At 67.7% G+C, this 20,945-nt stretch carries 15 protein-coding genes and 1 tRNA gene; 7 read left to right on the top strand and 9 right to left on the bottom strand.

Going from position 1 to position 20,945, the window contains the following annotated elements:
* Window positions 1–3 precede the first annotated feature (3 nt).
* The 4 genes from AC0699_RS16195 to AC0699_RS16180 all read right to left on the bottom strand — a co-directional run bounded on the left by AC0699_RS16195 (window position 4) and on the right by AC0699_RS16180 (window position 4,345).
* Window positions 4–1,296 (bottom strand): homoserine dehydrogenase, encoded by a 1,293-nt coding sequence (locus tag AC0699_RS16195; protein WP_478660337.1) that lies wholly within the window; start codon window positions 1,294–1,296, stop codon window positions 4–6.
* Window positions 1,297–1,391: 95 nt separating this feature from the next.
* The gene (gene lysA / locus AC0699_RS16190) at window positions 1,392–2,783 is read right to left on the bottom strand and encodes a diaminopimelate decarboxylase (RefSeq protein ID WP_478660335.1); all 1,392 of its coding nucleotides are present in this window, start codon (window positions 2,781–2,783) and stop codon (window positions 1,392–1,394) included.
* Between the two features lie 13 nt (window positions 2,784–2,796).
* On the bottom strand, window positions 2,797–3,864 hold the full coding sequence (nrtL, locus tag AC0699_RS16185; protein ID WP_478660333.1) for an ArgS-related anticodon-binding protein NrtL: 1,068 nt from the start codon (window positions 3,862–3,864) through the stop codon (window positions 2,797–2,799).
* A gap of 55 nt (window positions 3,865–3,919) precedes the next feature.
* On the bottom strand, window positions 3,920–4,345 hold the full coding sequence (locus tag AC0699_RS16180; protein ID WP_469768995.1) for a response regulator: 426 nt from the start codon (window positions 4,343–4,345) through the stop codon (window positions 3,920–3,922).
* Window positions 4,346–4,675: 330 nt separating this feature from the next.
* On the opposite strand from AC0699_RS16180, the gene AC0699_RS16175 reads away from it, so the two are divergent.
* Window positions 4,676–4,747: transfer RNA gene (locus AC0699_RS16175), tRNA-Arg, on the top strand.
* 202 nt (window positions 4,748–4,949) lie between these two features.
* On the opposite strand, the gene AC0699_RS16170 is transcribed toward AC0699_RS16175, so the two are convergent.
* The 3 genes from AC0699_RS16170 to AC0699_RS16160 form a co-directional block, all read right to left on the bottom strand.
* A complete protein-coding gene (locus tag AC0699_RS16170) occupies window positions 4,950–5,531 on the bottom strand; it encodes a restriction endonuclease (protein WP_478660331.1) in 582 nt (193 codons plus the stop codon).
* 983 nt (window positions 5,532–6,514) lie between these two features.
* Window positions 6,515–7,660, bottom strand: a complete 1,146-nt coding sequence (locus AC0699_RS16165) for a trypsin-like serine peptidase (RefSeq protein WP_478660329.1) — start codon at window positions 7,658–7,660, stop codon at window positions 6,515–6,517.
* A 471-nt stretch (window positions 7,661–8,131) separates the two neighbouring features.
* Complete coding sequence (locus AC0699_RS16160; protein ID WP_478660674.1) at window positions 8,132–9,721, bottom strand: NERD domain-containing protein; 1,590 nt, start codon at window positions 9,719–9,721, stop codon at window positions 8,132–8,134.
* Between the two features lie 477 nt (window positions 9,722–10,198).
* On the opposite strand from AC0699_RS16160, the gene AC0699_RS16155 reads away from it, so the two are divergent.
* Window positions 10,199–11,824, top strand: a complete 1,626-nt coding sequence (locus AC0699_RS16155) for an alpha/beta hydrolase (protein ID WP_478660327.1) — start codon at window positions 10,199–10,201, stop codon at window positions 11,822–11,824.
* A gap of 201 nt (window positions 11,825–12,025) precedes the next feature.
* Here AC0699_RS16155 and AC0699_RS16150 read toward each other — a convergent pair whose 3' ends face one another.
* Window positions 12,026–12,379 (bottom strand): hypothetical protein, encoded by a 354-nt coding sequence (locus tag AC0699_RS16150; protein ID WP_478660325.1) that lies wholly within the window; start codon window positions 12,377–12,379, stop codon window positions 12,026–12,028.
* Window positions 12,380–12,741: 362 nt separating this feature from the next.
* Window positions 12,742–13,833: a GlxA family transcriptional regulator gene (locus AC0699_RS16145; RefSeq protein ID WP_478660323.1), complete on the bottom strand. Its 1,092-nt coding sequence runs from the start codon at window positions 13,831–13,833 to the stop codon at window positions 12,742–12,744.
* Window positions 13,834–13,850: 17 nt separating this feature from the next.
* On the opposite strand from AC0699_RS16145, the gene AC0699_RS16140 reads away from it, so the two are divergent.
* From AC0699_RS16140 to AC0699_RS16120, 5 genes are all read left to right on the top strand, one after another.
* Window positions 13,851–14,675: a dienelactone hydrolase family protein gene (locus tag AC0699_RS16140; RefSeq protein ID WP_478660321.1), complete on the top strand. Its 825-nt coding sequence runs from the start codon at window positions 13,851–13,853 to the stop codon at window positions 14,673–14,675.
* A gap of 377 nt (window positions 14,676–15,052) precedes the next feature.
* On the top strand, window positions 15,053–15,283 hold the full coding sequence (locus AC0699_RS16135; RefSeq protein WP_478660319.1) for a response regulator transcription factor: 231 nt from the start codon (window positions 15,053–15,055) through the stop codon (window positions 15,281–15,283).
* A 184-nt stretch (window positions 15,284–15,467) separates the two neighbouring features.
* A complete protein-coding gene (locus AC0699_RS16130) occupies window positions 15,468–15,926 on the top strand; it encodes a MarR family winged helix-turn-helix transcriptional regulator (RefSeq protein ID WP_478660317.1) in 459 nt (152 codons plus the stop codon).
* Window positions 15,927–16,813: 887 nt separating this feature from the next.
* Window positions 16,814–19,342, top strand: coding sequence for a Pls/PosA family non-ribosomal peptide synthetase (locus AC0699_RS16125; RefSeq protein ID WP_478660315.1), 2,529 nt, complete (start codon window positions 16,814–16,816; stop codon window positions 19,340–19,342).
* Between the two features lie 17 nt (window positions 19,343–19,359).
* Window positions 19,360–20,945 (top strand): AMP-binding protein (locus AC0699_RS16120; RefSeq protein WP_478660313.1); only part of this gene is annotated, 1,586 nt, incomplete at its 3' end.

Below are 20,945 nucleotides of genomic sequence, written 5' to 3'. Positions count from 1 at the left end.
TCCTTACTCTCCTTCAACCCGCATGATGCTGGCGACACCACGCACGGTGTCGAGCTTGCGCAGCGCCTCGACGGTCCCGGACAGGGCGGCGTCGGGCGCGCGATGAGTGACGACGACGAGGGAAGCCTCGCCGTCCTTGCCCGTCTGGCGCACCGTGTCGATGGATACGCCGTGCTCGGCGAAGACCGTCGCGACCTGGGCGAGAACGCCAGGCTTGTCGGCCACGTCGAGGCTGATGTGGTACCGCGTCACGACCTCGCCCATGGGGCTCACGGGCAGCTGGGTGTACACGGACTCGCCCGGTCCGGTGGCCTCGGCGAGCTTGTTGCGGCAGACCGCGACCAGATCGCCCAGGACCGCGGAGGCGGTCGGGGCGCCGCCGGCACCGGGGCCGTAGAACATCAGCCGCCCGGCCGCCTCGGCCTCGACGAAGACCGCGTTGTAGGCCTCGCGGACGGAGGCCAGCGGGTGGCTGAGCGGGATCATCGCGGGGTGGACGCGAGCCGTCACCGACTTGCCGTCCGCGGCCCGCTCGCAGATCGCCAGCAGTTTGATGGTGCAGCCCATCTGCTTGGCGGAGGCGAAGTCGGCGGCGGTGACCTCGGTCATGCCCTCGCGGTACACGTCGTCGAGGCGTACGCGCGTGTGGAAGGCGATACCGGCGAGGATCGCAGCCTTGGCGGCGGCGTCGAAGGCTTCGACGTCCGCGGTCGGGTCGGCCTCCGCGTACCCGAGGGCGGTGGCCTCGTCGAGCGCCTCGGAGTAGCCGGCTCCGGACGTGTCCATCTTGTCGAGGATGAAGTTGGTCGTGCCGTTGACGATGCCGAGGACGCGGTTGACCTTGTCGCCCGCGAGCGATTCGCGCAGCGGCCTGATCAGCGGGATCGCACCGGCGACGGCGGCCTCGAAGTACAGGTCGCGGCCGTGTTTCTCGGCGGCGGCGTACAGCGTGGCGCCGTCCTCGGCGAGCAGCGCCTTGTTGGCGGAGACGACGGAGGCGCCGTGCTCGAAGGCGGTGGTGATGAGGCCGCGCGCGGGCTCGATACCGCCGATGACCTCGACGACCACGTCGATGTCGCCGCGCTGGACGAGGGCCTTGGCGTCGGTGGTGATCAGCTCCTGCGGAATGCCCTCACGGACCTTGGAGGGGCGGCGGACGGCGACTCCGGCGAGTTCCACCGGGGCCCCGATCCGCGCGGCGAGGTCGCGGGCGTGCGTCGTCATGATGCGCGCCACCTCTGAGCCGACCACTCCACAGCCCAGCAGCGCCACCTTCAGCGGACGCGTACGCATCATCCGACCTCGTTTCTCCATCAAGCAGGGTGCGAACCAGTCTCACTCACCGGACGAGGGTTTCTATCCCCCGTCCGGATCCTGAGACATATATTTCATTAACCGACATCGAGACGCAGGAGATCTTCCTCCGTCTCACGCCGGACGATCACGCGCGCCCCGCCGTCGCGCACGGCGACGACGGGCGGGCGGAGTGCGTGGTTGTAGTTACTGGCCATCGATCGGCAGTACGCGCCGGTCGCGGGCACCGCGATCAGGTCCCCGGGCGCCAGATCGGCGGGCAGGAAGGCGTCCCGTACGACGATGTCGCCGCTCTCGCAGTGCTTGCCCACGACGCGCACCAGCATCGGCTCGGCGTCGCTCCTGCGTGAGACGAGAGCCACGCTGTACTCGGCGTCGTACAGCGCCGTACGGATGTTGTCGGACATGCCGCCGTCGACGCTGACGTACGTGCGCAGCCCGTCCAGCGGCTTGATCGTGCCGACCTCGTACAGCGTGAAGGCGGTGGGCCCGACGATCGCGCGCCCCGGCTCCACGGAGATGCGCGGGGTACGCAGCCCGGCGGCCTCACATTCCCGTGTGACGATCTCGCCGAGCGCCTTGGCGATCTCGTGCGGCTCGCGCGGGTCGTCGTCCGAGGTGTACGCGATGCCGAGGCCGCCGCCGAGGTCGATCTCCGGCAGCTCGACGCCGTGCTCGTCGCGGATCTCCTTGAGCAGGCCCACGACCCGGTGGGCGGCCACCTCGAAGCCGGAGGTGTCGAAGATCTGCGAGCCGATGTGCGAGTGGATGCCGATGAGCTCGAGGCCGTCGAGCTGGAGGGCTCGGCGGACGGCCTCCGCCGCCTGCCCGCCGGCGAGCGCGAGCCCGAACTTCTGGTCCTCGTGGGCGGTGGCGATGAACTCGTGGGTGTGCGCCTCGACGCCGACGGTGACGCGGATCTGGACGCGCTGGCGCTTCCCGAGGGACTGGGCGATGTGCGCGACGCGGACGATCTCCTGGAAGGAGTCGAGCACGATCCGCCCGACGCCTGCGCGTACGGCCTTCTCGATCTCCTCGGCGGACTTGTTGTTCCCGTGGAAGGCGATCCGCTCGGCGGGCATTCCGGCGTCGAGAGCGGTGGTCAGCTCGCCGCCGGAACAGACGTCGAGGTTGAGGCCCTCCTCGTGGAGCCAGCGCACGACGGCGCGGGAGAGGAACGCCTTCCCCGCGTAGAAGACGTCGGCGTCCTTGCCGAAGGCGTCGGCCCAGGCACGGCAGCGGGCGCGGAAGTCGGCCTCGTCGAGGAAGTAGGCGGGCGTGCCGAACTCCTCGGCGAGCCTGGTGACTTCGATTCCGCCGACGGTGACGATCCCGTCGTCGTCGCGGGTCACGGTCCGGGCCCAGACCTTCTGGTCGAGCACGTTGAGATCGGCCGGCGGAGCAGCGTAGTGCCCCTCGGGAAGGACGTCGGCGTAGCGGGGCCCGGCGGGGTGTGCGGAACGGCTCATTCTTCTCTCACATCTACAGGTGTTCGGGTGCGCTGATGCCGAGCAGGGCCAGGCCGCCGGCCAGCACCGTCCCGGCGGCTTCGGCAAGGGCGAGCCGGGAACGGTGGGCGGCCGAGGGTTTCTCGTCACCGACGGGCAGCGCGGTGTGCTGGAACGCGAGGAAGGCGTCGGCGGTGGCTTCGAGGTGCCGGGCGACCCGGTCGGGGGCGCACAGGCGGGCGGCGGACTCGAGAACGGCGGGGTGGTCGCCGAGAGCGGTGACGAGGGCCGGCGCGTCGACGTCCTCGTCGTATCCGGGGCTGATCCCGAGCTGCGCGGCGGCGCGGATCAGGGCCCGGCTGCGGGAGTGTGCGTAGCGCACGCGGAAGAGAGGGTTGCTCTCCCCTTGTACGAGGAGGCCGTCGTCCAGCCTCGGACGGTCGTGCCCGGCGGGCCGCAGCAGGGCCCAGCGGGTTGCGTCGGGCCCGTAGCGGCGCAGCAGCTCATCCGCGCCGGCACCGGCGGGCACGGGCCGCAGCTCGGTGGGGGGCACGAGCGGCAGCTCGGTGGGGGACACGGGTGGCGTGCCTTCGGGGCCGACGGTGACACGGAGCCGCACCCAGTCGGGGTCGGCCTCGTCACAGCTCGTGCGTACGAATGCGCCCTGCGCCTGCAGCAGCCTGCGTACGGCGTCGGCGGTGACGGCGGCCCTGACTTCGGAGCGGTGGTGGTACCGGTGGACCTGACCGGCCATGCCGCGGCCGTGCCCGTAGCGGCTTCCCTGCGCGAGCACCTCGCGGACCAGGGCGTGCCGGGTGCCGACGGCCAACGTGATGTTGAGGAACCCGGGCCCGGTGATCTCGACGCCGGCGATCCCCGGGTGCCGGGCGAGCGTCTCGGACAGCACCTGGGCGACCCTGAGCGCAGGCATCCGGGCCTCACGGGCGAGCCGCAGGGCGGCGTTGGTCGCATAGTCCCCGCTGCCGCCCGGCCGGGACCGCTCGACCTTCACCCGCTCGGGCACCAGCGCCGTGATGGCGCCCTCCTCGACCGCGCGGCGCACTGCGCCCTGCACGGTGCGGGAGAGATCTGCGGGGGTCACGGGACAAGCGTATGGGAGGAAGGGGGTGTGATCGCTAACCGGTTTCGCCATGCGGTCAACCCCGCGCACTCCCCGCCCGCCCGGCACCATGCCTGCCGTCTACTGACGGCGGGCCCTCCCTGTGCATCAACTGCCGTACGAGCCGCACCAGCTCGGCCGGCTCGAAGGGCTTGGCGAGGAAGGCCTCGACCCCGGCGGCGATTCCGTTCTCCACTTCGTACTGCGTACAGGCGCTGATGATCGCGACGGGGATCCGCCGGGTCCGCGGATCGGCCCGCAGCCGCGCAGCGGTACGCAGCCCGTCGAGCCGTGGCATCACCACGTCCATCGTGATCACATCCGGACGCACCTGATGCACGACGTCCAGACACTCGGCACCATCGGCCGCGGTCACGACCTCGAAGCCCTCCAGCTCGAGATTGACCCTGATCAGCTGCCGAATGACCCTGTTGTCGTCTACGACAAGCACCCGGCCGGACACGCCTGACACAACTCGAGAGTAGGTCGGGCGGCGGGGCTGCGTCCGGGTTTTCCCCACTTCTGACCCGTGCGGGGGACACGCGCATTCCGGGCGACGGGCGCTGTTCGGACGCGGTCCGGGTGTCGGGACCGGGTCGATTCGGCGTGCGATTCGGGGGGCCGGGTGCTGCTCGGACACCGTCCCGGCGTTGATCGGGTGGCGTTCCAGATGTCTTCGTGCGACGCCCGGGCGCGGTCCGGTCAGCGCGCGACTACCGCCCGGAAATACCTGTTCACAGCCACCCCACCAGAGCTGGTAGGGTTCTACCCGTCGCCGCCGAGAGCGGCGGACGCCCCCGTAGCTCAGGGGATAGAGCAACGGCCTCCGGAGCCGTGTGCGCAGGTTCGAATCCTGCCGGGGGCACAGAAGCCGGAACAGCGTGATCAAGCCGCTGACCTGCTGAAGTGCCAGGCTTTGAGAGCCGGACCCAGTCCCAATGGGTCCGGCTCTTTGTCGTTGTCTGTCACTGATCGCGTGTGAGTGGCGTGTGAGTCTTCAGCTTCCCCACAGGCTGCGAGGCTGCACCCTTCGCGAGGGAGACCGAGAAGCATGCCCCCCACCTGCTTCATGACAGCGAAGACGCCTTCCGGGGCGGGGGCAGCTTGTGCAGGAGTTCCCACAGCGGCCGCGAGCCCGCCGCCCACTCCCCCAGCGTCCGGCGGTCCACCAGGTGCAGCCTCTGGGACTTGGCCAGAGGCGTGCATCCCGCGGTGAAGCGCCCGTTCGTCACCAGCACCACCACGTCCCCTCCGTGCAGCTGCCGTCCAGTGCCATTGAGCACGTGCAGGTCAGGCGTGCCGACGGGCGATCCTGAAGCCCCGTTCTTGCGGTGCTTGCACTGAATCACCCACCGCCGCCCAAGCGGGTCGGTGGCCTTTACGTCAGCCCCATTGTCACCGGCTCCGCCTACCTGCACTGCGTCGGCACAACCGTCCCGACGCATGAGGTCGCGTATCGCGTACTCGAAGTCCCTGTGGTGGAGCCTGTCGAGCTGGGACAGCTGGTACCGCAGGCCCTGCGAACGAATGCGTTCCCAGCGTGCGCGATCCGCTTGCTGCTTGAGCCAGAAACCACCGGCGCAAGCCGCGACCAGCGCTGTGGCGACGAGCACCCACCAGTTCGCCAGCAACCACTGCACCACTGCCATGACGAGTCCCACGCTCGGAACAACTGCGATGGCGAGCAGTACCGGATCGGGCCCTTTGGCCTTCCTTGACGAGCGCCTCCGCGGCCGCCGCGCCGGGGGCCGGCGGCTCACCGCTGACCTCCAGTAACAGCAGGCACCGAGAGACGTGAATCTGGAACCGTACGACTGTCACCGGTGACGATTTTGATCTGCCCACTTCCTGAGCCGCAGACCACAATGCCCACGAGAACAAGAACCGCCATCTGATGTCGCGCCCCCGGAGCCGACCGGCTGTGCCCCCGGACATGGGTGCCGTCCTTCTTCACGTACGGATTGATCCAGGGCACCGCATCCCCCTCAGACTCCTGCCTTCGGCCCCGATGGCCAGGCATAGAAATTTGAGCAGGCTCCGCTGACAGCGAGTCATGCCAAAACGATCCCGGCGCGAAACTTTCAGCCGCTATGCGCCCTGTGCCGCACAGCGGCATTGGGACAGACCGCGCCGCCACCGTGGCAGAGGGGCACCTATAACCTGCCGTTGGGTGGAGGCAAGACCATCACGCGAGCTTCTTTCAGCCAGGCGAAAGGAACGCCTAGCAAGCACATTTGGCCAACTGCAGCGCACTTCAATGGAGAACTCACTCAAACAACTCCAGCCCCTCCAACCTCTGCGACTAGGGATTGTCCGATGCGTAGCCAGCCAGACGGGCCAACGGGTGACCATTGGGCTCCCGGGGCGGACGCGCTGTCAGATGTCTAGTGGCGGCTGGAGCCGCCCCTACCCAAAGAAGGGGGGCCGTTCGCGACATCCGCAGATCCGTGAGATACCGCTTGGTGACCCGACCTCCGCCCCGCCTGTTCCAGCAGTCCCTCCCTGGGCCCCGGCGGCAGCACCCGGTGGCCGGAGTAGGGGCGGGGGCTGCTAGCAGCGTCCGGAGGCTGATGCAGGTGTTTGGTGACGCGGTGCACCGCTGTTCAGCCGCAGTGTGGCGGATAGTGGATTTCTAGGGCCAGTTCGTGCGCGCCCATGCCACAAGGTTTTCAAGGCCAGTGCCGCCGGCCGCGAGGTTGACTTTTGTGCCATCTTCGTTCACTGCCCCGGCGGCGTGAACCGCGATGATTCGAGGGTTTCCCGCGCCGAAGAAGGCGAACATCGGGCCGCCGGAGTTGCCGCCGGTAGTGTCGCCGTAATGTTCGCATTCGAGGCCACCGTGGTCGCCGCTGTAGGTGGCATCGATGCTGATGCCGCTCTGGAAGCTGGTGCCCAGGAACCAATCGTTGATCGGGTAGCCCATGTGGATCCAATTTCTCTGGCCGTTCCAGGCAGGGTTGTAGAGCCGGGTGCCGAAGTGACCGAGTCGGTCCGCTGTCCCGAGCGGTTCGTACAGTCGGCAAACGGCCCAGTCATGGGCTGCTGACGTGCCGTCCGGAAAGGCCGTCGCATCCGAGACGAAGGATTGGACGCCGGGACCGTGGAGGGACTGGCCGTTCCAGTAGGTGGGCACGAAGTGCATCCACCAGTTGCCTGCCGCGATGTCATTCCATGGCAGCACATGGGCGGCTGTGAGCACTAGGCGGTTGCCGACGAGCGCCCCTGCACCGTGGTCTCCCTCGCTGTTGACGATTTTCCCCACACAGCCCCAGGGCCAGCTCGTTTCGTTGAGTTCCTGCCGGTTGTCGTCGCCGAAGACGAATCTCGGGTCAACTCTCGGCTCAACGAGATCGCCGTTCGCTCGCCGCATCGATTCTCTGCTGCGCCTGGGAAGGACGCGCGGTACATGGAACAGGTCGAGCCATTCGGGACGACAGGCTTGCAGATCCACATCGAGATCGATCCCGGAAAGCAGCTCTCGCGGGTCGCTGCGCAGGGCCGTCCTGCCGGGCAGGGGAATCTCGCCCTCGGGCCCGACCGGCACGTCGACACGCCACAGATCCTCAGCCGCTCCATCCATGCGGCGGACCTCTGGCTCTGGGGGGCTTCCATCGGCGCAGACATAGATGGGCCGACGGCTGGAGAGCTCAGCCATCGCCGGAGGCCGTTCGCCGGTTCCCAGATTGGGTCGCAGCGTGGCGAGTTCATATGGAGTCAGGGGCCGCTCGCCGTCATCGACGAAACGCGGGGCGTGCGCGGTCTGCTTGTACGTTGTCATGGTGTGCCTCAAAGGAGACTGGAAGGCGATCACGCTTGCTGCGCCAGCAAAACGTGGCTGGTCGGCCTGCTGCGCAGAAACCCGCACAGGCCGCATCGAGTGTGCGGTGAGCCCGCCGGTTGCCAAGACATGGCGGTGACGGCGCGCCAGATCCCTCCTCCATGACACCACCAATCAACCGGGGTCGCATCCCGCACCTCAGGGCGGCACCTTCCGGCTACCAGCTGGTGCTTGCAGCAGTTCAGCCAGGGCGAGGAACCGGCAGGAGACGCAACCCTTCTACCGATTACCGCGATCGCACGAGTGGGCCGCAACGCCATTACTGCTGAGATTGCGCCTCCTGTTCGCGGCCGGTGCAGCGCAGCCACTCGTTGTAGCGCCACCTAGTCCACTTCAACGAAGGAAAGGCCCCCGCCGAAGCGAGAGCCATTCGCGAAGAAGCGATGCAGCCGATCTGATCGCGCTCCTACGTCATTCGGTCGCCCCCTCGATCCATCCCATTGCCTTTTCGATCTTCTGGTTGTTCAGCTCCTCATGTCCATCGATGCAGCCCTCGTAGCGACGGTGTATGACCTCAGGGGAGTTGCCAGCCCGACGGGCAACCTCGGCCACAGGAACCCCGGCGTTCAGCCAGTTCGTGATGCACGTATGCCGCAGGTCATACGGTCGGCGTGCGAGCGGGGAACCCACCTTGTCCGGCGGGAGAGCGATGGGCCTCGCCTCCTGCCAAACCCGCCAGTAGCTGGATGTCCCGAGCACGTCGCCCCGCTCGTTGGCGAAGAGCCTGCCGTCCTTCGCCGTGCCGAACTCCTTCATGTGCTCACGGAGCATCGCGACCAGCGGCGGCGGAATAGGTACCGGCCGGTCAGCCGTGACCTCGCGGGACTTGAGCCCCCGCTTGTCGTGGCGCTTGCCGGAATCGGTCCACTTCTTGCCCGACACCGGCCGGGTTTCCCGGAGAGTGAGAGTCCCCCACCCCTTCTCAGGGAGGTAGCAGTCCTTCCCCCGGAGGCCGACCGCTTCGGCCGGCCGCATCGCCGCATAGAGCTGGCAGGCGAAGAAAGCGACCAGGCGACGTCCTCGGTTGCGGTGAACAGACCCCACGTACGAGATGGCCGTGAGGAGCTGGGTTCCCTGGACCGCGTTGACCAAGACACGGGGGTCCACCACGTCACCGCCTATGGACCCCGTCCGCTTCACGCCCGCGAGCGGGTTCGCGTCCAGGTAGCCGCACTCGATCGCGTACTCCATGGCCGTGTTGAAACCGCGGCGGCGCCGCTTGTACGTCTCCCCCGCCGCGGGGGTGTCGTCCAGCTTGAACGAGAGCCGGTATTGGATGTCCCGTACCACCTTTGGGTCGGTGAGGGCCGACAGGGGCAGGGAACGGGTCTGAAGCCACTTGGTGGCTGACACGAGAGCACAGGCGGGGGGTCCTCGCTCTTGTGCGCTGGCACGACCGCCCAGCGCATCGCCAGCCGCGCCTCCTCCGGCGTCGGCGCCTTCTTCCCCTCCTCCATCATGGCGAGTGCCACCGTCGCCAGACTGTCGGCCAGGCCCTCGCGCGTCTTGGCCGCTGCCGTACGCCACCGGCTCGTGCGGTTGCGGTTTCCCGTGGTTGACCCTGACCATGTCGTCGCCGACCCACACCGCCTTGTCCGGGTGGTGCTTGGTATTGATGGTGAAGACTCCGCCGGGGCCGATCAACAGGTGATCGATGTCCACGTCGCGTGGCAGCGGAATCGAGTGCCGGACACGCCACCCTTGCCGGGACAAGCGGTTCGGCTCGGTTCCGACTCGTTTCTCGCCTGCTAATCCCGTTCGCCATGGCTTCCACTCGCTCGGGCGACGCAGCAGCCGGTCCAGAACCCGCTCAAGAGGTCCAGGGCCAGACTTGTCCAGGAGCTCCCGCAAAGCGGCACCAGGTCGGTTGGACGCGAGGTCATGCTCAGGCGTAAGCGTGGGCAAGGAAAGCGGGCTCGGGAGCAGAGGCTCGGCCGGCGCGGGGGCCGCTGCGTGAGGTGCAAGTGCGTCCAAAGCACCTTGGCGGTACTGGGGATCCACGATCGTGACCTCACCGGACCGGCGATCGAGCCACGCGACCGCGGTACCGTCCGGCAGATTCACGTAGAGCCGATCATGCCCGAAGCACTTCCACGAGGTAACGCGTAACCCTGACACCGAACCCCCTGTGCCTGTAAGAACGTTGACGCCATCGCAACAGTGAGACCGGCGACTCGACAAGAGCGCCCCTGCGGTAGACCGTTTCACTGCTTCATCGAGGCGCCGTGCAAGCGCGGCGCGCGCCGCTGCCCCGGCCGCGCGGTCTTGCCTCTGTCCGTGAGCATGTGCAGATTCGCGGAGACCTGCCAGTCAGGCTGTCCTCCACCCACCTCACGCGCAGGGAGGCGATCCGAGCGCCTGAGGCATCACAAAGGCCAGGCGTACAGGCATGCAGTCGCGCCATTCTCGAGAGCTTGTTCTACTGAGGAAATAGGGCAGAAGAGGTGATATTCGGGAGAGGTGGCCATGATGAGAGTCATGAGGTCCACGGCAGCCTCCGGGACGACGTCCCTGCGAGCGGGAACCCTGGCCTCCTCCGTCCTTCTGGTCGCCGGTGCCGTCATCGCAGGCAGTGGAGACGGCGAGGAGACCACGCCCGGGGCCGAGTCCCCCACCGCCTCCGCGTCCGCGAGCCCTCACAGACCTCTGCCCGACTCGCTCACCGAACAGAAGCTGAGCTGGAAGGCCTGCCCGGCCCCCACGACCCTGCAGGGCGCGGATGCCGGAGCGCCGGGAAAGCTGCCGGACGGCACGCCCTGGGAGTGCGCGACCCTCAAGGTCCCGCTCGACTACGCCGATCCGGGCGGCGACACCATCGAGCTGGCGCTGATCCGCGCGAAGGCGCGCCCGCAGGACGGAGAGGAGCGCATCGGCTCGCTCGTCTTCAACTTCGGCGGCCCCGGAGCGTCCGGCGTTGCCACCCTCCCCCAGTTCGTGAAGGACTACCGCGATCTGCACGGCCGCTACGACCTGGTGAGCTTCGACCCGCGCGGCGTCGGCGCCAGCGCGCCCGTGCGCTGTCTGGACGACAAGGCCACTGACGCCGCGTACGAGCTCGACGGCACGCCCGACAGCGACAAGGAGCTGAAGGCCGCCCTCGCGCTCGCGGACAAGGTCGCGGCGGCCTGCGAAAAGAACTCGGGCAAGGTCCTTCCGCACGTCGGCACGACCAACGCGGCCCGCGACATGGACCTGCTGCGCCAAGTCCTCGGCGATGACAAGCTCCACTACTTCGGCACCTCGTACGGCACTGAACTCGGCGGTGTCTACGCCCACTTGTTCCCCGAGAACGTGGGCCGGGCCGTATTCGACGCCGTCGTCGACCCCACGCAGGACCCGTTGCAGGGGGCCCTCAACCAGACCAAGGGCTTCCAGCTCGCTCTGGACAACTACTTGGAGGACTGTGCGTGGCAGCCGGGCTGTTCGACCGGCAGCAGCGTCGAGGAGGGCCGTAAGAAGATCACTGATCTGCTGAAACGGCTCGACGCGCAGCCGCTGCCCACCGACGACGGCCGCAAGCTGACCCAGGCCCGTGCGGAAGCCGGCATCTCCCTGGCGCTCTACTCCCAGGCCTTCTGGCCTGAGCTGACGCGGGCCTTGGCGGAAGCGGAGCAGCAGAAGACCGGGAACGCGCTGCTCTACCTCTCCGACTTGTACACGGAGCGCGACTCCAACGGCCACTACAGCAATCTGTTTCCCGCCCTCACGGCGATCTTCTGCGCGGACAGCGAGCAGCGCTACACGGTCGACGACGTGAAGGCGAAGCTGCCCGAGTTCCGCAAGGCGTCCCCCGTCTTCGGTGAGTCCGCGGCCTGGTCCCTGATCGGGTGCACGGACTGGCCGGTCAAGGGCGAGGCCAAGGACCCTCAGGTCGCCGCCGAGGGGTCCGCACCGATCCTCCTGGTCGGCAACACCGGCGACCCGGCCACCCCGTACGAGGGAACCCGGCGGATGGCCGACGAGCTCGGTGAGGACGTCGGCGTCGAGCTCGCCTACAAGGGGCAGGGGCACGGGGCGTACGGCACCAGCGCTTGTGTGACGAACGCGGTGAACACCTATCTGCTCGACGGCAAGATGCCGAAGGACGGCACGGTCTGCGAGTAGCGGAGCGGACCGGCGGGCTGCCGGGACGGGCCGGTCATACGCCGATCCCCGGCCGGCCGGCCGGGGAAGCGCGGGAGGGACCGCTCACCGCGCACGCTGCTCACCGCATGTGGTGACCTCGTCAGTCGTGCGGCGGCCGAAGGTGGACGGAGCACGCGGAGGGGGTGCCCTCCCAACAGCGTGAGGGCACCCCGAGGACGGTCAGCGGTAGTCGTAGCGGTTGTGACCCCAGTGGTGACCGCGGTCCCAGCGGTGACCGTGGCCCCAGCGGTGACCGTGGTGTCGGTTGTCCCAGTGGTGACCGTGGCGCCGGTTGCCCCAGTGGCGGCCGTGGTGCCGCTGACCCCCGCGGTGGTGGCCCCAGCGGTCGTCGCGGTCGTCGCGGTCGCCGCGCCCGTAGTCGTCACCGCGGTCGTGACCACGGTCCTGACCGCGGTCGTACGTGGCCTGAGGCGCCACCGAAGGCGCAGAGGCGGCAGCGCTGGCGCCAGTGGCACCGCCCAACAGGACGGCGGCCGCGACGCCCAGCGCGGCGGCAAAACGGGAAACCCGCATTCCGTGCTCCTTTCACGGCAGGTGCCTGATGCGCCTGCCTGGGTCGGACAGGTCGATGTTTGCATCCGAAATGCACCATCGAGTCCGAATCATCACCAAAGACACCTCATATAACGAAAAGTCATTAGTTCGGGAACCGGTGCCCGGCGTGTCGGCGTCACGCGCGCGCGTATGGCCGGCCCGCACCCTCGTCCACCAGGGTGAACTTGCACTGGAAGCAGTCGAGTACGCAGCAGCGGCCTGTGAACCCCAGGGACGCCACAGGCCCAAAGGGCCTCCGGGACCAGGGGCAGGGGTCGTGGGCTCGCGGGGGCCTGCGCTCGGGCCGGCCTTGAGGGGGCTTGTTGCCGTCGCGGAGGGTCTCACGTCTCCGTTCGCCGGGTTGCCCCGTGGTGGTCGCAGCGACGACGGAACATCGCGCGGTACTCCCCCGGCCGCCGGCCCGTGTGTCGGGCGAAGATGCCGCTGAACGCCCCAGGGTCGCGGTACCCGACGTCGGCGGCGATGCTTGCGACGGTCCTGTCGGTCGTCTCCAGCAGGTGTCTGGCTCGACGCACCCGGGCCGTCTGCAGGTACGCGAGTGGCGTCTCGCCGGCTTCGTCGCCGAAGCGACGGAGCATGGTTCTCGTGCTCACGTGGAACTCCTGGGCGAGGGTGGGCAGGTCATAGCGAGACGTGAGGTTCTGGTCGAGCCACCGCTTGACGCTGAGCGAGAACTCCCTGCCCACCGTGGGTATGAGCGCCGAGTCGACGTAGGGAGCCTGCGTGGAACGCGCGTCATCGACGAGCGCGATACGCGCGGTGCTACGGGCGACGCGGGGGCCGTCGTGCTCGCGGATGAACTGCAGCGCGAAGTCGTACATGGCGCTGAACGCCGCTGTGGTCGTCACCCCCCGGTCGGTCACGACCAGGCTCTCCGGGCGGAGGCGCACGTCGGCGTACCGGCGGGCGAACCGATCCGCGAACAACCAGGACGTGGTCGCTTCCCGCCCGCCGAGCAGCCCGGCTTCAGCGACCAGGAAGGCGCCCACGCAGATCGATACGACGGCCGTCCCCGAGTCCGCCTGCGATCGAATCGACGCTACTTCCGGTCCCAGGTCTGCGAGTGTCGCGTCGAGATCGAGCGTGGGCGAAAGCTCGAAGCCCGGCACGATCAGGACGTCTACCGGCCGAACCGCCGAGACGTCGAGGACCGAGCCACCGGACGCGATCACATGCCGCCGGGGCGAGATGACCGACGCCTCGTAGGCCGGCTGAACCGAACCTTGCGCCGCGGCGACATGAGTTGCCATTGCCAGGAGGTCGGGGACTCCGAACACCTCCGACGCGAAGCAGCCCGGGTAGGCCAGTACGCCAACTCGCAGCGGACTCATGCGGCCCCTCCGGCGCCTTGAACGGGTGGCGATATTACCGGGATACGTGGCGATGCCGCCGCTTCTCAGGAGGACGGCCACTCATCATCATCTCGGTCATGACAACCATGCGAGGACAGAACGACCCCTTGGACGACTTCTCGCGGAGAGCCGTCACCGTCGATGACGTCGACAAGACCGTGTACGTCGCCGGTTCAGGACCGGCAGTCGTCCTCATGCCCGAGATGCCGGGCATCAGCCCCGACGTCGCGCGGTTCGCGCGTTGGGTGCGTGATGCCGGCTTCTCCGTGTACCTGCCCTCTCTCTTCGGCGTCGACGGCGCCTATCCGCTCGCCGAGGCACGCGAGACCATCGTTCAACGCGCGTGCGTCAGCGCCGAGTTCCGAGCGTTTGCCGGTGGCGGCACCAGCCCCGTCGTCACATGGCTGCGCGGCCTCGCTCGCCTGGCGCACGCCGAGCGTGGCGGGCCCGGTGTCGGCGCCGTCGGTCTGTGTTTCACCGGCAACTTCGCCTTGACCATGGCGCTCGAACCCGCTGTCATCGCACCAGTGGTCAACCATCCGTCGCTTCCGCTCGACGACCCCGGCGGTCTGGAGATCAGCGACGAAGACGCTGCTGCCGTGGCCGAACGCGTAGCGCGAGACGGATTGAAGGTTCTCGCCTACCGCTTCGACAACGACAAGTGGTGCACTGGCCGGCGGTTCGCGGCTTACCGAGCGCTGCTCGGGGACGCATTCGACGGCCGCGTACTCGAAGCCGAGACGGCGAACACGAACCCTCCGCCCTTCTTCCGTGACGTCGTCGGTTGCGCCCACAGCGTCGTCACGGCACACCTCGTCGACCAGGACGGTCACCCCACCGTGCAGGCCCGGAACGAGATCATCGCCTTCCTGGCCGAGCGGCTCGCGACGTGGCCGGAATGAGCCCTGGCGCTCCGGGCCGGGGCAAGTGGGCGCGGCACCTGGGAATTTACTGCGGGCCGCGAGCACGGGGCACGGACGTCTGCGCGCCCGAGGGAGAGTTCCGTCGCGATCGCGGATGAGGCGCGGGACGCGTGGGTCGCCGAAGGAGCGGCGATCCTTCTGTCCGGCCGTACGACTCTCCAATGGTCGATGGTGATCGCCCGTGACCGTCCGTGACGGTGTGGCGTGTGACACGCCTGTGACAGCCGGCGGACGCCGTCGTGAAGTCGCCCCGGCAGCCTTTTGAAAAGAGGGCAAAACGCCTCATTCGGGCATATGCCTCCTGCTTCCGAGGGCGTGAGCAGAGATGAACGGGCCGATCCGCCGGAGGGAATCCCATGAGCCTCGCACTCGCCACGCCGTACGCCGAAGCCCCCGCACCCGCGCTGGCTCCGCGCGAGCAGGAGACGCTGCGACACATCGCCGCCGGGCGCACCTACCTGCAGACGGCCCGCCACATGGGACTCTCCAAGCACACCGTCGACGCCTACCTCCGCCGCATCCGCGCCAAGCTCAACATCAACAACACGGCCGAACTCACCCGACTGGCCATCTCCCTCGGCCTGTGACACCCACGCCCGCGTCACCGCCGGAGTGCGCCATACACATGATGTGTGCGATACACCTGACGTGTGCGATACACATGATGTACCGCATGCACATCATACGTATGGCGCACATCCCATCCGGTATGTCTACCGAGAGGTAGCCTCCCGGTGGGAAGGGCCGGCCAGGAGCCGAAGGAAGCATCGCGTGGACAGGCCCATTGATCTGATCGAGTTCGAGACCATGCTGCTCGGGCGGTACATGCATTTGCTCACCACCCGCGCGTCGCGGGGTGCCGAGGGGCGGCTCGACCGCAGCGCCTACCTCTTGCTCTGCCGCATCCGGTCGGAAGGCCCGATGGCCATCGGCCAGCTCAGCGCCGCTTTCGGCCTGGACGCGTCCACCCTCAACCGGCAGACCGCCGCCATGCTGCGGGCCGGGGTCGTCGAGCGCATCCCCGACCCCGAGGGGGGTATCGCCCGCAAGTTCGCCATCACCGCCGAAGGGGAGCGCCGCCTGGACGCCGACCGCGCCGAGAACATGCGCGGCCTGGAGCAGGTGATGATCAACTGGGCACCCGAAGAGGTGGCCGAGTTCGCCGCCTTCCTCAGCCGCTTGAACCGCGACATCGAGCGCCTCGACGGGCGCCCCTGGCCGCGCGCCTGACTCCCAGGCCACCACCCGGCCACCACCCCCGGCCCACCACCCGCGCCAGCAACCCAGCCCCGTCCACCACGCAGCACGACGTCCCGCCGGGACATAGGTCGTGCCCCCGTGCGGCCCGGCGCGCCCCGTATACCCCTTGCGGGTACACGTACACGGGGAGGGCTGGCTCCGCCGGTCAGCGACGTCGCCTGCGCCTTTTCGATGGCGTATTCCGCGGCGCGTGGAAACTGCTGCGCCTGCACGAGGGCTCAACGCACCTCGTTGCGATACCGGCCATACACCGCAACACAACGCCACGCCACTTCAATGCATCCAATCGGGGGAACCTGTCAGTGGATACAAAAGAGGCCTCTCACCTGGCATATCGAGCCGCCGTCGGCGATTTTACGAAGTCTTGATGGAGATTTCCCGTCCAACTGGGCAGCTGCGCCGAATATGTCATAGATGCGATCAGGGGCTTCCCTGAGGAAGGCTCGGGCGCCGAGCCGAAGGTGTTCAGCGTCCGGCGGTGGATCGCCTCGTTTTGATACTCCGCGTTGATGGCGGCAAAAAACTTTGATGGGAGTGATCGGTCTGCTGGTCATCCGCGGTTCGCGGACACGCCCACGAACGGCTGGGCGGCCGCGGCCCATGACATCCTCCGCCGGGGTATCCGGCCCAAGTGTCCCTGGCGGTGTGGACGGCTACTTCCGTACCGGTGCGAGCGAGTTCGAGTGGCAGCAGTGCGGTGGACGACGGAGACTGGGGGACGTGGTTTTGTGAACAGACCAGAGCTCACGACCTCGTGGCTTCCGGATTGCGTGCTCCGCCCGTCGCGGCAGCGCGAGGAACACCGGGTGCCGGCCGCACCGACCCATGGTGGGTCGAAGTTCCCACAAGGAAATCGCATGGTGGAAGATTCTGTCGAGGTCTTGACGCCTGAGCCGGATGATTCTGCAATGACCAAACGCAGATACGCCGACTCCACGACCGGTACCGAGCGGAATTTTGCCGAGGTACTGGCCGGCGTCGTAAGCGTCGAACAAGTGTCGGTCGACAGCCATTTCTTCGATGACCTGGGTGCGAACTCGCTGGTGATGGCCCAATTCTGTGCGCGGGTCAGAAAGCGGACGGACCTGCCGTCGGTGTCGATGAAGGACATCTACCAGTACCCGACGGTCCGAAGCCTTGCGGCGGCGCTCGGGGACGTCGAGCCCCCTCCCGCCGAGACATCGGTTCCGGCGCCGGTCAAGGAGGTAGTACCGGGAAGCACTCTGCATTATGTGCTCTGCGGAACGCTGCAGTTGCTGATTTTTCTCGCGTATTGCTTCGTCGCCGGGTTTGTCACCGCCCGAGGCTACGAGTGGATCGCCGCCGGTTCAGGCCTGGTCGACACCTACGTGCGGGCGGTCGTCTTCGGCGCTGTCGGGTTCGCCGTCCTGTGCACCTTCCCGGTCGTTGCCAAATGGATTCTCATCGGCCGGTGGAAACCACGTGAATTCCCGGTCTGGGGTCTGACCTATCTGCGCTTCTGGACCGTCAAGGTGCTGATCCACGCCAACCCGATGATCCTCTTCGTCGGCAATCCGCTGTACGTGCTGTATCTGCGGGCCCTTGGCGCACACATCGGCAAGGGTGTCACGGTCCTCTCCCGTACCAATCCGGTCTGCACCGATCTGCTCACGATCGGCGCCGGTACGGTGATCCGCAAGGAGGCGCACTTTCTCTGCTACCGGGCGCTCGCGGGACACATCCAGACCGGCCGGATCACGATCGGCCGGAATACGTTCATCGGCGAGAAGACCGTGCTCGACATCGGTTCGTCGATGGGCGACGGAGCACAGCTGGGCCACACATCCGCGCTGTACAGCGGCCAGATGGTCCCGGACGGCGAGCGGTGGCACGGTTCCCCGGCAGAGCGCACGGACGTCGACTACGTGAGGGTCGCGCCCGCGCGGTGCGGCACGCTGCGCCGGGTCGGCTACGGCCTGGTGACGCTGCTCCAGCTGCTCTTCCTGTACATACCCCTGACCATCGGGGGCGCGTACATGCTGCTGACCCAGGTTCCGGCAGTGGGCAGGGCACTGGCGCCCGGCACGGTGCAACTCACGTCGCCGGCGTTCTACATGGACGCGTTGATTCTTTCCCTCGTTGTTTTCTTCGGCTTCGTCGTCGTGGGCATCGTCGTGTTGTTCACCGTTCCGCGCCTGCTGAACCTGGTGATCAAGCCCGACACGGTCTATCCGCTGTACGGCGTGCGTTACTCGCTGCACCGCATGGTCGCACGAATGACGAACATAAGGTTCTTCACTTGGCTCTTCGGTGACAGCTCCTATATCGTCAACTATTTGCGCGGCCTCGGATACGACCTCTCCAAGGTCGAGCAGACCGGGTCCAACTTCGGCTCGAGGGTGCGGCACGAGACGCCGTATCTGAGCACTGTCGGCAGTGGCACGATGGTGGCCGACGGACTCTCCATCCTGAATGCCGATTACTCGAGCACATCCTTCCGCGTGTCCCGGGCGTCGATCGGGCCGCACAACTTCCTCGGGAACGACATCGCCTATCCCTCGGGGGGCAGGACTGGCGACAACTGCCTGCTGGGTACGAAGGTGATGGTTCCGCTCGACGGCGAGTTTCACGAAGGGGTGGGCCTGCTCGGGTCGCCATGCTTCGAGATTCCCCGGTCGGTGGAGCGGGACGCCCGGTTCGACCATCTCAGGAGCGGAGACGCGCTACGCCGCGGCCTCGCCGCGAAGAACCGCTACAACATCCGCACGATGGTCTTCGTCCTGTTCGTGCGCTGGGTGCACGTATTCGCCATCACACTGCTGGGCCTCGCGACCGTCGACCGGTACGGGGTGTTCGGGCAACTGATGATTGCTCTGTATCTGGCGGCCACCCTTGCATTCACCGCACTCTACTTCGTCCTGGTGGAGCGACTCATGCTGAGGTTCCGTTCATTGAAGCCGCAGCTGTGCTCCATATACGAGCCGTACTTCTGGTGGCACGAGCGCCTCTGGAAGGTCCCCGACGAGTTCCTCGTCGTATTCAACGGCACCCCGTTCAAAAGCTTGATCTGGCGGATGTTGGGAACCCGGATGGGCAAGCGCGTCTTCGACGACGGCTGCACTTTGTCGGAAAAGACGCTCACCGCCATCGGGGACGACTGCACGCTAAATCTGTCGAGCAAAATCCAGTGTCACTCGCAGGAGGACGGCACATTCAAGTCCGAGTACAGCACGATCGGTGCCGGCTGCACCCTCGGTGTCCAGTCCCTCGTCCATTACGGCGTGACGATGGGCGACGGTGCGGTACTCGCCTGCGACTCCTTCCTCATGAAAGGCGAGGAAGTTCCCCGGCAAGCCCGGTGGGGTGGAAACCCGGCCACGGAATTGAGAGATGTCCCCCGTCAACCCGCAGTATCAGAGCGGTGAGTGGAGGGGAGAGATCGATGGAAATGCACGTGGCGGCAGGCCGGGAGTTCTGGCGCGATGTTCTTCTCGCCGGTGGTTTCACCGCGATCCCGCGGTGGACGCATGATCCGGTGCCGGGTGTTGCCCAGTACGAGGTGACGGTGCCGGAGGAGGTCGCGGGAGCGTTGCGCCGGCTGGCGAAGGAGCTGGCGGTGCCGCTGGGTTCGGTGGTGCTGGCCGCGCATGCCAGGGTGCTCGCGGCGCTGTCCGGCGAGGACGAGGTCACCACCGGTTACGTGCCCGCAGCGGGCGGGCGGCCGTTGCCGTGCCGGCTGGTGAGCGGGGCCGGCTCGTGGGCGGCGTCGGTGCTGGATGCTCATCGCGCCGTGTCCGAGCTGGTCGCGCACAGCGCCTTCCCCGTGGAGGAACTGCGGCGGGAGCTGGGGCAGAGCGGGCCGTTGTTCGAGACCGAGTTCGATCCGTCAAGCGGCGACGGCGGTGGTGAGCTGGCCGAGGGGACTGTGCTGCGGGTGGGGTTCGTGCGGGTCGCGGGCGCATGGGTGCTGCGGCTGCGCTATCGCACCGATGTCCTCGACGCCGAGGCCGCCGCCAGGGTCGCGGGCTACCACCTGGCCGCGCTGACGTGGATGACGGACGGTCCGGATGCCGCGATCGGTGGCCGGAGTCTGCTGTCCGCCGAGGAACATGACTTCCAGGTGCACGGGCTGGCGGGGCGGCGGCGGGAACTGCCCGGCCGGCGGGCACATGAGCTGTTCGAGGAGCGGGTGCGGGCGCATCCGGACGCGGTCGCGGCCGTGCACGGCGGGCGGCAGCTCACCTACGGGGAGCTGAATGCGCGGGCGAACCGGCTGGCCCGGGCCCTGCTGGCCCGGGGTCTTGCCCGTGAGGGTGTCGTCGCGGTGGTGACGGAGCGCAACCTTCACTGGCTGGCCTGTGTGCTGGCGGTGTTCAAGGCCGGCGGGGTGTATCTGCCGATCGAGCCGCACTTCCCGGCCGGCCGGATCGCCACCACACTCTCCCGCGCCGGCTGCCGGCTGGTGCTGACCGAACCCGGCAGCACCGGCAGCCTCCAGACGGCTCTCGAATCGCTGCCGGGTGTGCAGCGGCTGCTGGTGGGGGAGGCGTTGGCGGAGGATCACGCCGAGGACGACCTCGGCGTGATCGTGGCGGCGGATCAGCTGGCGTACATCTACTTCACCTCCGGGTCGACCGGGGAGCCGAAGGGGGCGATGTGTGAGCACGCGGGCATGCTCAACCACCTCTACGCCAAGATCGACGACCTGGAGATTGGTGAGGGGAGTGTGGTGGCGCAGGTCGCGCCGCAGTGTTTCGACATCTCCCTGTGGCAGCTGATCTCCGCGCTGCTGGTCGGCGGGCGGACCCTGCTGGTCGAACAGGACGCCGTCCTGGACGTGGACCGGTTCCTTGACACCCTCACCACCGGCCGGGTCGGTGTGCTGCAGGTCGTGCCCTCCTACCTGGAGGCCGTCCTGTCGGCACTCGAACACCACCCGCGTGCCCTGCCCGACCTGGCCTGCGTCTCGGTGACCGGGGAGGCGCTGAAGCGGGAGCTTGCCCAGCGCTGGTTCGCCGCCCGGCCGGG

The sequence above is a fragment of the Streptomyces sp. NPDC043870 genome (assembly GCF_056435785.1).
Note: the sequence above shows the minus strand (reverse complement) of the source record. Positions and strands in the feature narration are given on the sequence as shown.

What these genes read in the sequence shown, in the direction of transcription:
- AC0699_RS16195 (WP_478660337.1), bottom strand. Translation starts at nt 1,296, where the DNA reads ATGATGCGTACGCGTCCGCTGAAGGTGGCGCTGCTGGGCTGTGGAGTG.
- lysA (WP_478660335.1), bottom strand. Translation starts at nt 2,783, where the DNA reads ATGAGCCGTTCCGCACACCCCGCCGGGCCCCGCTACGCCGACGTCCTT.
- AC0699_RS16170 (WP_478660331.1), bottom strand. Translation starts at nt 5,531, where the DNA reads ATGGCAGTGGTGCAGTGGTTGCTGGCGAACTGGTGGGTGCTCGTCGCC.
- AC0699_RS16165 (WP_478660329.1), bottom strand. Translation starts at nt 7,660, where the DNA reads ATGACAACGTACAAGCAGACCGCGCACGCCCCGCGTTTCGTCGATGAC.
- AC0699_RS16155 (WP_478660327.1), top strand. Translation starts at nt 10,199, where the DNA reads ATGAGGTCCACGGCAGCCTCCGGGACGACGTCCCTGCGAGCGGGAACC.
- AC0699_RS16150 (WP_478660325.1), bottom strand. Translation starts at nt 12,379, where the DNA reads ATGCGGGTTTCCCGTTTTGCCGCCGCGCTGGGCGTCGCGGCCGCCGTC.
- AC0699_RS16140 (WP_478660321.1), top strand. Translation starts at nt 13,851, where the DNA reads ATGACAACCATGCGAGGACAGAACGACCCCTTGGACGACTTCTCGCGG.
- AC0699_RS16135 (WP_478660319.1), top strand. Translation starts at nt 15,053, where the DNA reads ATGAGCCTCGCACTCGCCACGCCGTACGCCGAAGCCCCCGCACCCGCG.
- AC0699_RS16125 (WP_478660315.1), top strand. Translation starts at nt 16,814, where the DNA reads ATGGTGGAAGATTCTGTCGAGGTCTTGACGCCTGAGCCGGATGATTCT.